At 45.3% G+C, this 13,704-nt stretch carries 11 protein-coding genes; 2 read left to right on the forward strand and 9 right to left on the reverse strand.

Features of this window, described 5'->3' with window-relative positions; genetic code table 11:
• Window positions 1-69 precede the first annotated feature (69 nt).
• Complete coding sequence (locus tag R2J37_RS12305; protein ID WP_316265301.1) at window positions 70-1,005, reverse strand: GGDEF domain-containing protein; 936 nt, start codon at window positions 1,003-1,005, stop codon at window positions 70-72.
• Window positions 1,006-1,257: 252 nt separating this feature from the next.
• Between R2J37_RS12305 and R2J37_RS12310 the strand changes: the two genes are divergently transcribed.
• Window positions 1,258-2,007, forward strand: coding sequence for a response regulator transcription factor (locus tag R2J37_RS12310; protein WP_230105413.1), 750 nt, complete (start codon window positions 1,258-1,260; stop codon window positions 2,005-2,007).
• Here R2J37_RS12310 and R2J37_RS12315 read toward each other — a convergent pair.
• Complete coding sequence (locus R2J37_RS12315) at window positions 1,948-3,447, reverse strand: hypothetical protein (RefSeq protein ID WP_316265304.1); 1,500 nt, start codon at window positions 3,445-3,447, stop codon at window positions 1,948-1,950. The genes R2J37_RS12310 and R2J37_RS12315 overlap by 60 nt on opposite strands.
• 27 nt (window positions 3,448-3,474) lie before the next feature.
• On the opposite strand from R2J37_RS12315, the gene R2J37_RS12320 reads away from it, so the two are divergent.
• Window positions 3,475-5,475 (forward strand): sensor histidine kinase, encoded by a 2,001-nt coding sequence (locus tag R2J37_RS12320; protein ID WP_316265305.1) that lies wholly within the window; start codon window positions 3,475-3,477, stop codon window positions 5,473-5,475.
• Here R2J37_RS12320 and R2J37_RS12325 read toward each other — a convergent pair.
• The 7 genes from R2J37_RS12325 to ligA form a co-directional block, all read right to left on the reverse strand.
• Window positions 5,472-6,404 carry a C39 family peptidase gene (locus tag R2J37_RS12325; protein WP_230105410.1) on the reverse strand — a complete coding sequence of 311 codons (933 nt, stop codon included), beginning with the start codon at window positions 6,402-6,404 and terminating at the stop codon, window positions 5,472-5,474. The genes R2J37_RS12320 and R2J37_RS12325 overlap by 4 nt on opposite strands.
• Window positions 6,405-6,406: 2 nt before the next feature.
• The gene (locus R2J37_RS12330) at window positions 6,407-6,880 is read right to left on the reverse strand and encodes a signal peptidase II (RefSeq protein ID WP_230105409.1); all 474 of its coding nucleotides are present in this window, start codon (window positions 6,878-6,880) and stop codon (window positions 6,407-6,409) included.
• A gap of 19 nt (window positions 6,881-6,899) precedes the next feature.
• Window positions 6,900-7,190, reverse strand: a complete 291-nt coding sequence (locus R2J37_RS12335; protein ID WP_230105408.1) for a hypothetical protein — start codon at window positions 7,188-7,190, stop codon at window positions 6,900-6,902.
• A gap of 19 nt (window positions 7,191-7,209) precedes the next feature.
• Window positions 7,210-8,916, reverse strand: coding sequence for a S8 family peptidase (locus tag R2J37_RS12340; protein ID WP_316265306.1), 1,707 nt, complete (start codon window positions 8,914-8,916; stop codon window positions 7,210-7,212).
• A gap of 83 nt (window positions 8,917-8,999) precedes the next feature.
• Complete coding sequence (locus tag R2J37_RS12345; RefSeq protein WP_230105406.1) at window positions 9,000-10,247, reverse strand: cation:proton antiporter; 1,248 nt, start codon at window positions 10,245-10,247, stop codon at window positions 9,000-9,002.
• Between the two features lie 28 nt (window positions 10,248-10,275).
• The gene (gene clpX, locus R2J37_RS12350; protein ID WP_230105405.1) at window positions 10,276-11,703 is read right to left on the reverse strand and encodes an ATP-dependent Clp protease ATP-binding subunit ClpX; all 1,428 of its coding nucleotides are present in this window, start codon (window positions 11,701-11,703) and stop codon (window positions 10,276-10,278) included.
• Between the two features lie 12 nt (window positions 11,704-11,715).
• Window positions 11,716-13,695 (reverse strand): NAD-dependent DNA ligase LigA, encoded by a 1,980-nt coding sequence (ligA, locus tag R2J37_RS12355; RefSeq protein ID WP_316265307.1) that lies wholly within the window; start codon window positions 13,693-13,695, stop codon window positions 11,716-11,718.
• Window positions 13,696-13,704 lie beyond the last annotated feature (9 nt).

Here is a 13,704-nt window from a genome sequence, read left to right on the forward strand (position 1 = left end):
TTTCCATATTACAAAGATCAGCAGACGGTTTCTTTTTCACAACATCTAAAAGAAACCGTCTGCTGATCTTTATCTTTTTTCACTGGAATCTTCTTTTAATTCACATCTGCCTTTTCCATTTTGTTTGATAGCATACAAAATTTGATCTGCCATATGATATATTTTACGAAAGCTTTCCGGCTCTTTTCCGTAGATTCCTCCTACCGATACCGATGTCCTGCTAAGCGGATATCTCCTCTTCGCCTCTTCTGTATAAGAAAAAACCAGCTGATCGACTTTTTCTTTAACGGCGCTGATATCCAGGCACGGCTGGGCAAAAACCGCAAATTCATCACCACCCAGGCGTACAATAATGTCTGTCTTCCGAAAACATTCCTTTAGTTTTTCTCCCATATAACAAAGCATACTGTCGCCTGCTCCATGGCCATATATATCGTTGACCTTCTTAAAATCATCCAAATCCAGCATGAGGAATACAAAAGGAACTCCTTTTTGCATTACCTCTACGATCCTCTCTTCTCCTCCTTTTCGGTTATATACGCCTGTAAGAAAATCTCTGCTCGATTCCCGGATCAGATCATGAATATACCCGGCCATCTCAACCACAGCATCGTCTACTCTGGATATATGGAGCATAGATATCACATCTTTCTCTTTCTTCTTATATACCAACGCTGTAAAAATAAAGCAGCTTGGCGGTTCCTTACGCTCTGCTTTACACAGGCATCTTCGGCTTTCTTCTCCTATTTTCTCCTCATGATAAGACACGATTTCATATCCGGAACGGATTGGCATCATTTCTTCATTTTCCCTTTCCATCAGTCTTTGAAATTGTCCCCGATTCACTGCCGTATAATCTCTGCCTGCTCCCACAAAATACATATTCTCGTCAACCATGGATATGATTTTTGTAATATCCCTGTCCCTGAAATAAAAGTCCAGGAAACTGACCATCACCGGGTACGCTTCTTTTATCGCATTTTTTCCTGTAACCTTTTCTTCCATTCTGCATACAGTCCTTTCTGCACTCTGCCTCTGCCAAACGCTTCTTACCATATCTTTTATTAACTTTATATTAGCATATTATGACACTGAAATGGGCATTTCCAATTCAATTTGACTGTTTTTTGATTTTTTTCTGTTTTTCTCTTTTCTTCTTTTTCTCAGGGCATGGTATAATAAATTATACCTGTGCATAAGGTAGTTTCTGCGGAACCGCAGAAACCGCTTTACATGATACGCTAGAAGGAGAAGGATATGGAAAAACTTCTGTTTATTGATGATGATTTGGATTTTCTGGAAAGCAATCGGATTTATTTCACCCGAAAGGGATATAAAGTCTATCAGTGCAGTTCTCCGAAGGAAGCCTGGGAACTTCTTCAAAATACAGCCTTTGACTGTGTGATCCTTGATATTGATATGCCTGAAATCGACGGCTTTTCTCTCTGCCGCCATTTTCGCGAACAAAGCCGGGCTCCTGTCATTTTCTTATCTGGATTTTCAGATACAGAAAGCCGGATTCAAAGTTTTCAATCCGGCGGTGACGATTTTCTGGCCAAACCTTATGACATTCTGGAATTAGAATACCGGATCCGGGCAAGAATCCGACGAAGTGAATCCGTATTTTACAATGATGTGCTCACCTTTGGTCCGCTTGTTATTGATATGGATCGACGGATAGTAAGCTATAATGGAAAAGAAGAATACTTTTCTGCTCTGCAGTTTGATATTCTTTCCTTTCTGGCTCAAAATCCCGGAAAGGTCTTTTCCTATGAACAGCTTTACGACCGCATCTGGAAAACTCCTATTGTGGGCAGCAGACACAATCTTCAGGTTACCGTTTCTACTATACGTCACAAACTTACTGCCCTTTGCAATGAAAAACAATATATAAAAACAGTATCCCGAAAAGGATACTGCTTTTCACCGCCTAAGGACCAGGATTTCTCACCGTCTTTTCCTTCTGAACAGGAAAACCAGAAGGATTCCTCCCACCACACAAACTGAAAGCACTATACCGACTCCTATCTGCAGTGACTCGGAGGGATAATTCGTATCCTCTTCTGGATTTTCCTCCCTGTCCGGGGTTTTTAGGCCTGCTTCTTTATTTTCTTCTTTGTTTTCTTCTTTTTTACCGGAAGACACACTGGAAGAGCCGGTTCCGGCGGATGCAGCATCGGAAGCGGAAGCATTGTCACTATCCGAGGCCGATGACGCTGAAACATTCCCCATTCCACTGCTTCCTCCCGGCACCTGCGTCAGCGGCGGCAACACATCCTCTCCCTCTGTAGGTCTTGTCTCTCCGCCTCTGCTGCCTTCGATACCGGTTCCCTCCATCGTGTATTCCTCTGTCAGCTCCAGGATGTCTGAATCCAGAGTTGTCCCATCCGACAGTCTTTGGCTCATTTTATAATAAGTATAACTTTCCTCTTCCAGAAGATTATATGCAGGATACCAGCTTATCTGCTCTCCTTCAGATACTTCCTGGCTTTCCAGATCGCTCCATGTTCTTTTATCATCGGAGCCTTGCAGCGTAACTGTTCCCTCCTGCGGAACAAATGCGTCCATATGAAGGATAAGGCCGCTGTTCTGATAAGTTTCTGCAAAGGCCAGGAGAAAGTAGGGATTCGTACTGGAGCCATACACCACCAGGCACCTCGGATTCTGATCTCTGAAAACAACATAATCATCCGGATAAGTACCCGTTATAACTGTGCGGACTCTTTCTTTCGGGAAGTCCGTATCTTGCCAGATCACCGGAATTGCTGTACTATCTGTCTTCCCGCTTTGATTGATCGTCACATCATCTTCAGCAGGCAGACAGGAAACCGAAAAATTTTCTTCTTCCGGAATCACAATGACCGGCATATCCTGATAGTTCTCCGCTGATGCCGCTGATACAACAGGCTTATCTGCCAGAATCATCCGGCCCTGACAGAAAAATTCGGGAAGCCCCATTCCTGTTTCTTCCCCATAGACAAAGAAAGAACCTTCTTCCTGTACAACTGCAGTATCTTCTGCCGAACCCGCCAAAATGCTGACGGAAATTAATGTCAGACTGCCCCCGGGACAAACATGGAAAATCCCTTCACTTCCTCCGGTTCCTTCCAGAGACAAAAAGGGCCACAGTTCCATCTGTCCTTTCACATAAATTGTATGTCCGGCTGTTTTCACTGTAATATTTTTCCTGTATTTTCCGTTATCATAAAGATAATTCTCATCTTCCGGTACTATAATGTCATCTGTCAATACAACAGTTCCGCCTTCGCTTCTGTGACTCTCAAGCCACTTCTTCCATTCTTCGTATGTAGCTACTGTATCATTGTCCTCCGTTTCAGAGGCATGAACATAGGCAAAATTCAGGAAAAATAATATTGTCGCAAAAACTATGACTTCTGCTATAATAACTATAACTAAATGTGGACGTTTGGCTTTCATCAATGCCATTCTTCCTTTCCAGAGAGGTAAACTGCTATGTACACAAAAAAAGTTTCTATACTGACCTGTCTGCTCCTGCTTACAGGGTTATGTGCTATCGGACTCTTTTCTCTTCTATATCGCTTTGACAACAAGTATATCATGAGGGCTTCCTTGTCACAAGAAGGTTTTTCAGTCATAAAAGGGGACTCTTCTGATCCTCACAAAATCACCTACCTGGCAGAAGGCTGGGAATTTTATCCGGATGTGGAAGCCTCTCCAGATGAACTGTCGGACTATACTTCAAAAGAAATCTATATTGGCCAATATTTTAGTTTTTCTTCCTTCCATAAGAACCATTCTCCCTATGGATCCGGTACATACCGTATTGTCCTGACCGGTAAGTCAGGTAGCTATTCTCTCCTCCTTCCGGAGGTTTTTTCAGCCTGTAATGTTTATGTAAATGGAGAACTTACTGCTTCTGCCGGCTCACTGTCCCCCTATCGTCCCTTAATCAAAGATACCATCGTAACTGTTCCCCTTGAAAACAGGCAGGCAGAAGTTGTGGTCCAGACAGCAAATCACAGTCATTATTATAGCGGCGTCACTTATCCCCCTGCTGTTGGAAGTTCGGAAGCAGTCAGCCGTCTTATCTCAGAACGCATGATCTTTTACGGCTTTCTGTGCTTTACTTCTCTGACGCTGGCTCTTTTCTCCTCCGCCGTATGGATCGGCCTGCGTCATGACCCCCGCTCCCGGGAAAACTTCTTCCTCGGTATCCTTGCGCTCTCCTTTTCTATCCGCATCTGTTATCCGTTCCTTCGGCTGGCGGGAGTCCCCCTGATCCGTCCCCTGTATGCACTGGAGGATGCCATGGCTGCTCTTGGCATCTTCTGCATCATACGGATCGTCTCTTTAGTCTGTCTGAAAAGAGGGCTTCTGTCAGATCGTATTCTTCCAGGCATCTCCCTTGGATTTGTTGCCTTAAGCGCTGCTGCTCCTATGGTAATTCTTCCTCTTCTCCCGGCCTTTGCTGCTGTTTACGGACAACTGCTTTTCTGGTATAAACTGATTATTTCCCTGTTTCTTTTCTTCCTTGTCCTTAAACATTTAACCGGCAAAAGCAGCGAAAATTTCCCTCTTCTTGCCGGAATTGGATTTTATGCCCTTTCCCTGTGTGCGCACATGCTCTGCCTTGGACGCTATGAACCTGCCCGCACCGGATGGTATGATGAGTGGGGTATTTATGGATTGATCCTGCTTTTTTCCGTCCGTATGGTTATCCACAATATTCGGATCGTCCGGGAAAATATCCGGCTGAACCGCCACCTTCAAGAAGAAGTGGAGCATAAAACCGCCTCTTTAAATTCTCTTCTGGAGGAGCGGCGTCAGCTTCTTCTGGGATTTGCCCATGATTTAAAAACTCCGATCACATCCATCACTACCTTTACGCGGCTGGTACAGATGGAGCAGCCGGATCTCAGCGACGAAACAAAACAGTATCTTGATACCATACGGCAAAAAGCAGGAGAAATGAGGGATCGGCTGGTACTGCTCCAGGAATTTTCCTATCAGGATACACCTTCCGACTTTTCTGTCATAAATCTCACGGACCTGATCCGGGAATTTTATGAGCAGAATCTGCCTGACATGGATGTATCAGGCATTCGTTTTCTGCTGCATATCTCCCCCAAAGAACCGCTTTTCGTTTATGGCGACCACATTAAACTGATCAGTCTTCTTCAGAACTTAGTTTATAATGCGGTAGGATTTGTACCTGCAGAAGGAAAGATTGAACTTTTCCTGTCCCTGAAGGATAACAATGCCTGTATCATAGTCAGGGACAATGGCAGCGGCATTGCGCCTGAAAATCTCCCCCATATATTTGAACAGTTCTTTACCCGCCGTAAAGGCGGCGAAAATGGCGGCATGGGCCTTTATATCGCCAAATCCATCACAATTGAACATGGAGGAAACATTTCTGCTTCCTCCATGCCTGACAGCGGCACTTCCTTCACTGTGTCGCTCCCTATTTTTCATAAAACAGACCAAATCTAAGATGGTAGTGAAAATACCCACATCTGCCGGATTTGATCCTGAATGTCCGCAAACACCCACTCCTTTTCCGAATTTGCCTTGCTGAAAGGATCGTTTAGGGTTACTTTTCCATCTTTATATCCTGTCAGCACAAGAAAATGACCTACGTCTGTAAAATCGCCCGGCAGCATGCTGCAGACTACCGGATGACCTGCCTGCAGTTCTGCCGCCAGCGAGCTTTCATCCAGCATGGTTTCCTGACAGCGAAGGCCCCAGTCTGACGCCGCGCTCTCCAGCATCGCCCAGTATGTATTATTACTTTCATCGATATAGCCCCGCTCTTCGCTGTATTTTGCCATCCTGTAGGGCGTTGCCGTTACATCGCCGGTCAATCCTACGATCACCATGGACATACAGGTGGGCCCGCATCCGCTGGAAGCGATAATACTCGTTCCGTAGGAAGCATATCCCCATCTTTCATCCCATTGCAGGTAATGGGGAATCTGTCCCTCTTCCGTCGGGCCTTCTACCGTATCCGGAATTTCTTTATCTTTATTCTGGGCATAATCTTTTACAAAATCAATCAGCTCATCATTTTTATCTACCAGGCTTATGATCTCATCCGGACAACCTTCCTCTTTTGCTTCTTCCTTTGCCGCCGCAATCTGTTCTGCTTTCTTTTCCTCCGGCGTCTTGGACGCTTCCTCTTCTTCCATGGCTTTCCTTTGTTCGTCTGCCGCCTTTTCGCGTTCCGCCTGCTCTCTGGCTTCCGCCTGCGCCTTTTCCCTCTCTGCTTTCACTTCGTTTAAGGCATACCCGCCTGCTGCCCCTCCTGCCAGAATCAAGGCTGCTCCTATACACATCGCCTTTATTTCTACAATTCTGCTGTTCTTCTCTCTTTCCTTTTTGCTGTCCTGATTCTCTCGGATATTCTTCTGTATATCTGTCACCTCTATCGTTTTTTTCTTTTATACAGGAGTCTTCCGGCCAGCACAGACAATGCCCCGGCAAAAATACACAGATCTCCTATATTGAATGTTACAGCCTGCGCCTTCTTCCATTTTGTCTTTACTGCAAGATAGTCCACAACTCTCCCGCGGACAGCGCGGTCAAAAAAATTGCTCCATGCGCCTCCTGATGCAAGCATGATCCCCGTTTTTTCAAGAACTCTTTTCTTCTGTGTCATAAGAAACTGTCCATAAAGAAAAACAGCGGCGCCCACTGCACAGGAAACGCCTGTTACAATTTTCGGCCGTTTTTCCAAAATATTGAAAGCAAACCCTTCATTGTAAACCTTCCGAAGGATCACGCGGCCTCCCATGATCTCTTTTTCGTCTGACTCGCCCAGATTCCGCTCTACAGACTGTTTGATCAAAATATCCGCCGTTGCTGTCAAAATCGGAATAGACTGCAGAAATACCGTCATATGTTTCTTTCTGTTAATTTCAGATTTCTTCTTTAATGCGTACAATCTGTTCTTCGTATTTTTCAATTTCCTCTTCCCGTTTCTCAATAGCTTCACACAATGCGATCATATCCATATCCTGGATCTCATTCTTTGTAAATTTCTCGTATATCGATCTGCCGATATCTTCAAAATCCCTTCTGTTTCCTCTCTTCAAAGAACGGATTTCCCCTTTCAGTCTCTGTATCTCCAGGGAATCTCCGGCACGTCTGCTTAAATCACTTGCCACATCAGATACTCTTTTTCCAAATTCATCAAAAAAATCTGCCATTTATCATCTCTCCTTTGTCTCATATCTGTCTTAACCGATCCAGAGTATGGTACAGATCCAGGGTTCCGTATCCCCATTCCCTGTTCGGATATGGTTCTCCCGGTCTCTGCCTGGCTCCCAGGATAAACAGGTTTTTAAGCTGCAGCGTATCTACTCCGCTGCTTCCCACATGATAGCGGAGCCACTCTGTCATCAGCGCGGCGGCTCCCGCGGTAATGGCTGCGGCAGCGCTGGAGCCTGATCTTTCCTGGAATCTTCCTCCCGGAACGGCACCTATAATGCCGACACCCGGCGCTGCAAGATCCGGTTTTATCTCTCCAGTTCTAGTATATCCTCTACCGGAATTAATATCAATACTATTCTCTGTTCCATTATAAAAGCCACAGGAAATGGCAGAACTTACGGCTGATGGCGCCGTCAGCGTTGTATTGGGATCAGACCTGAGAAAAAACACCTCACCGTTCAGAAAATTTTCTACAGGGAGCCAGAGATGAAACTCACCTCCTGCCAGCTGTACCGGCTCTACGATTACTTTCCATATTCCCGGTGAGGGATGCCCGAACCTGAAAAAAATCAACTGGGAATTATTCCTCTCTACCAAAAGACGGTAATCTACCGAGACTTCTGTTTGGTCAAACACAAACTGAAACACTGCGTTTCCTCCAGGCTGCACTCCGATTCCCTGCTTCACTTCCCCGGAGGGAGACACAAGAGAAATTGTCAGGATATTGGGAATGTCAGACCAGAGCTCTGTCACAAAACCTCCCACTCCTTCCCCGACCCGTATCTCTACCTCGCTTCTGTCATCCCTGTCCGCAAGCCTGTCAGAAAAATGCCTCCGTCCCGCCGCTTCATTTCCTGTCCCTGTCACGATCCCGCGGTTGATGATGTTGGAATAATATTCCAAAAGAACAGCAAGGGGCAGTGTCCCGTTATGTCCGCCCATACTGGTTCCAAGAGCAATACACAGGATCAACGGCATATTTTTCCGCTCTGCCAGATCCGCAAGGTACTGTACTCCCAGCATAATATCATTTTCCTGGTAACATACAGCTTCCGGAGCAATATAATAAAATTCTTTCAGATACTGCTTGGCTTCCTTCAGCTTTACCACAGCCAGCGTGGCTTCCGGAGCTGCTCCCAGAAATTTACCGGATTCATCTGCTCCTCCTGCAGCCACGCTGGCAATAAATGTTCCGTGTCCGTTTCTATCCATGCTTGGAACGATCTGAAAAGGATCCTCTGATGCCAGAGCCCGGTTGATTTCTTCCTCTGTATATTCTGTACCGTAGAGAAATCCTTCCGGAGTCATTCCATCCTGTATGGTCTGATCCCAGATGGCTGCAATCCTTGTGCCTCCATCCAGAGCACGGAACACCGGATGGGTATAATCGATCCCGGTATCTACGAAACCGATCATCACGTTTTCTCCCATCAGCTCTAAAGTAGGATAATTCTGTACCTGTGTGATCCCGGCCTGATTCATGGCTTCCATATCAAGGAGAGCATAGCATTTGGGGACAGAACTGTATGGAAACCGTTCAAATCCTATAGGATCCGCAAGAGGCTGATCAATATAGATCACATCATACCCCGCCTGTGTCCTCTGGCGGCAAAGCTTTTCCTCCGGAACCTGAAAATCAATTCTTCCCCCTCTGGATGATACGATAAAATCCCGATACTCCTCTGACAAGATTCTCTGACGGCAAAGTTTAAAATCAGGCATAAAAATACCTCATATGCTTTTTCAATTAAGTATATGAGGTATCAAAAACTCTATTCCTGCAGTCAAAGATTTCCGCCTGTATTTCACTGTTTTTTCTCGCCCATATTTTCGTAGAAACTGGAAATCTCCTGCTCTTTCGGCACTGGCAGATCCGGTCCCTTCCGGAAAATAATCTTTAAGAGCACCGGGGTTACGATAGTCGTCAGGACGACCATAATAATGACAGGCCCGAGGAATACGGACCCCAGAAGTCCTAAAGCCATACCTTTGTTTGCCACGATGAGAGCCACCTCACCTCTGGAGATCATACCCACGCCGATCCTTCTGCACTGATAATTCTTATAATGGCAGATCTTTGCGCCAAATCCGCAGCCGATGATCTTCGTCACAACAGCAACGATCACGAGCAGAACGGAAAAAATCACAATGGTGGAATCCATTTTCGGAAGGACAACTTTCAGCCCGATACTGGCAAAAAACACCGGTGACAGAAGCAGATAGGAAATGGTGTTAAATCTTTCCTGCAGATACTCTGCTTTCTCGGTATTGGCGATGATCAGACCTGCAAAAAAGGCTCCGGTAATATCCGCCACACCGAAAAATTCTTCTGCACAGTAAGACATGACAAGGCAGAATACAAAAGCAAGGATCACATGTCTTCTCAATCCTTTTTCTGCATGATCTACCCAGGAATGGTACCATCTGTACACCACAACTCCAACCACTGCGGCAAAAACAAAAAATCCCAGAATCTTCAGCAGGACTACCGCTATACTGACAGAAGAATCTGCCATGCTGGTTACAATGGTAAGCCCGATGATACCTAAAATATCATCTATGATAGCCGCGCCAAGGATCGCATTTCCGGAGCGGGTCTTTAATTTCCCCAGCTCTTTTAAAGTCTCTACCGAGATACTCACCGATGTGGCTGTCAGTATGATACCGATAAATATATTCTGCAGCATAAGGCTGGCTGCTGCATCTGACTCGATCACGCCAGGCCTGTTAAAAAGATAGGACAGGGCAAAACCGCCTGCAAGAGGGACAAGCACCCCGCACATGGCAATGACAAAAGACGCCTTGCCGCTGGCTTTCAGTTCATTAATATCTGTTTCCATTCCCGCACAGAACATCAGCACGATCACTCCCAGCTCTGCCACGGAAGTAATAAAGGCCGTCTCTTCAAGAATCCCGAATACAGCCGGGCCAAGGATAAGCCCCGCAAGAAGCGCCCCTACTACCTGAGGCATCTGCACTCTTCTCGTTGCAAGCCCTAAAAGTTTGGTACAAAGTAAAATAATCGCCAAATCCAGCAAATAACTATAATCCATTTCCTGTCCCCTCGTAATCTCTAATATTTTATCCTTCCAGAAGTGCTGGTTCCTGACCTCTCAAAGTAATGATCGGTCCTCCGGTCCCCTGTATGTAACTTTCTGTAATCGTCACCTGTCCGATAGAATCATCTTTTGGTATCTCATACATGATATCCAGCATAAATTCCTCAATGATTGCCCGAAGCGCTCTGGCCCCTGTATCCTTCTCCATCGCTTTTCTTGCAATAGCCCTCAATGCGGAATCATCAAATTCCAGCTTCACCTCATCCAGAGCAAGCAATTTCTGATACTGCTTCAAAATCGCATTTTTCGGCTCTTTCAGTATCTTTACATACATATCTTCATCCAGTCCCTGCAAAGTAAAGACGATAGGAAGACGCCCGAGAAATTCCGGGATCATACCAAAATTTCTTAAGTCTTCTGTTGTCACTTTTCCAAGGATATTTTTATCATGATCATATTTATCCTTCAGATCTGCATTAAATCCAATGGCAGCCTGTTTTGTAAGACGTTCCTTTATAATATTTTCCAGATCCGGGAAAGCTCCTCCGCATATAAAGAGAATATTCCGGGTATTAACCGTGGTCAGCGGAACCATGGCATTTTTGCTGTTGGCTCCAACCGGAACTTCCACCTCGCTCCCTTCCAGAAGCTTCAGCATTCCCTGCTGTACGGATTCTCCGCTTACATCCCTCTGATTGGTGTTTTTCTTTTTCGCGATCTTATCGATTTCATCGATAAAAATGATTCCCTGTTCTGCTTTCTCCACATCATTGTCCGCCGCTGCCAGAAGCTTTGACACGACACTTTCTATGTCGTCGCCGATATAACCGGCCTCTGTAAGAGATGTGGCATCCGTAATGGCAAGAGGTACATCCAGAAGCCGCGCCAGCGTCTTTACAAGATAGGTTTTTCCGGATCCTGTCGGTCCGATCATCAGCATATTGGACTTCTCAATCTCAATATCATCCATAGTATCTGTAGCTACCCGCTTATAGTGGTTGTATACAGCCACGGACATAACCTTTTTGGCATATTCCTGCCCTACCACATACTCATCAAGTTTTGCTTTGATCTTATGAGGCGCTGGAATGTTGTTAATATCAAGAAGGGGCTTCTTCTCCTCGCCCTCTTTTCTCTTCTTGATCTTCTGCTGTTTTGGCACTGCATTTTCCAGATCAGACATGTTGAAGATCTGAACGCCCGGTATATTCATCAGCTTGCTGTAATCAATCTGCCCGTTTGTCATGGCGTCAAAACTCTTCTGCATACAGTCGGAGCAGACAGAAATATTGTTGGGAAGATCGATCATTTTTCCTGCTGTGCTCTCCGGGCGGTGACAAATGAAACAGATCTTCTCATATTCGTCTTCTTTCTTGGTTTTTTCTACTTCTACTTCTGAGTCATTTACTTTTTCAATCTCATTTTCATTGTTCTGATCTCTTTCTGACATGATGACTCCTTTCTATTTCTTTCTCTCTTCTATCATCTGAAGGAAGGCTTCCTCCGACAAAATCGGAATCCCAAGCTCCCTTGCCTTTTTGTTTTTGGACGATGTGGATGCTGTATCATTGTTGATCAGATATGTCGTTTTAGATGTGACAGATCCGGTCACCTTGCCTCCCATGCTTTCGATCAGTTCCTTTACTTCTCCCCGGTTGGCAAAATGTTCTACGCTTCCGGTGATCACGAAGGTAATTCCCTTAAGGATCTCTCCGTTCTCCTTCTCCTCTTCCTCCGGAAGGATCACCTCTTTTAAAAGCTTTTTATACTGTTCTCTATGCTGCTCATTCTGAAAATAATCCACAAAAGCCCCGGCGATCACTTCCCCAACTCCTGCGATTGAACTTAACTGCTCTTTGTCAAGTTCCAGGATCCGTTCGGGATCATTTCCCACTTCCTGGCATATCATTTTTGCATTTGCCAGACCAATATTGGAAATCCCAAGGCTGTAGATCAGTCTCGGCAAAGTAGTAACTCTTGCCTTCCTGGCACTCTCGATCAGATTGCGGTAAGATTTCTCTCCAAAACCTTCCATATTCCGGATCTCATCCTGATAGCGGTCCAGATGAAAAATATCTGTATATTCGCGGATAAATCCTCTGGCTATAAATTTTTCCAGCGTCGCCTCCGAAAGGCCTTCTATATTCATGGCGTCCCTGCTGACAAACAGGGCGTAGGATTTGATCTGCTTCGCCTGACATTCGGGGTTGGTACAGTAAAGCGCCTTTGCATTGCTGATTTGCCGTATCTCCGTCTTTCCCTGGCATACCGGACAGACCTTGGGAATATCTTTCACCCCGCTTCCGGTCAGATTCCGGGCAATCTGGGGAATGATCATATTTGCTTTATATACTTCAATGGTATCTCCTATCCCCAGCTTCAGTTCTTCCATAATGCTGATATTGTGAACGCTTGCTCTGCTGACCGTGGTACCCTCCAGCTCCACAGGATCAAAAATGGCAACCGGGTTAATAAGACCTGTTCTGGAAGGACTCCATTCGATTTCTTCCAGCACAGTCTCCTTTGTCTCGTCCGCCCATTTAAATGCGAAAGAATCCCGTGGAAATTTAGAAGTTCTCCCTAAAGACTGACCATATCCTATATCATCATATATTAGCACAAGTCCATCTGATGGAAAATCATTTTGACTGATTTTTTCTGAAAATTTAATAACTTCTTCTTCTACTTTTTCCCTGGTTACAACATGGTGTTCTACTACGTCAAATCCCTGCTGTTTCAGCCAGTCCAGCTGGTATGATCTCGAATTATGGAAATCTACTCCGTCCGCCTTTACAAGCGCAAAAGCAAAAAAGTTTACGTTCCTTTTTGCTGTGATTTCATTGTTGAGCTGACGCACTGAACCACTGCAGAGATTACGGGGATTTTTATATTTTGCATCCGCATCGGGAATTTCTTCATTGATCCTCTCAAAATCCCGGTATCCGATGACTGCCTCTCCCCGAAGGATCAGCTCCCCCTGGTAGGCTATCCTTAAAGGAATATTTTTAAAAACTCTGGCATTGTTGGTGATTACTTCCCCCACTTCTCCAGTTCCGCGGGTAACTGCCTTTACAAGTTCCCCGTTCCGGTAAGTGAGCACAACAGTAAGGCCGTCCATTTTCCAGGACATCACCACTTTCTGATCCCCGGCAAACTCTTTCAGTTCCTCAATATCTTTTGTCTTATCGAGGGAAAGCATCGGGCTTTCGTGCCTCTCCTTGGGAAGTTCACTTAACACCTCATATCCCACATTGACAGTGGGACTGTTTGACAATACCATACCAAGCTCTTTTTCCAGCGCTTCAAGCTCGTCATACAGGGCATCATATTCGTAATTGCTCATGATCTCCTCTGCATCCTGATAATACGCCTTTCCGGCCCGGTTAAGAAGATCTGTCAGTTCCTTCAGTCTCTTTTTCTTCTCTGTCTGATGATCTGCCATTTTCCTGCT

Origin of the sequence: Claveliimonas bilis (assembly GCF_030296775.1) — a bacterium.
Classification (GTDB): domain Bacteria; phylum Bacillota; class Clostridia; order Lachnospirales; family Lachnospiraceae; genus Claveliimonas; species Claveliimonas bilis.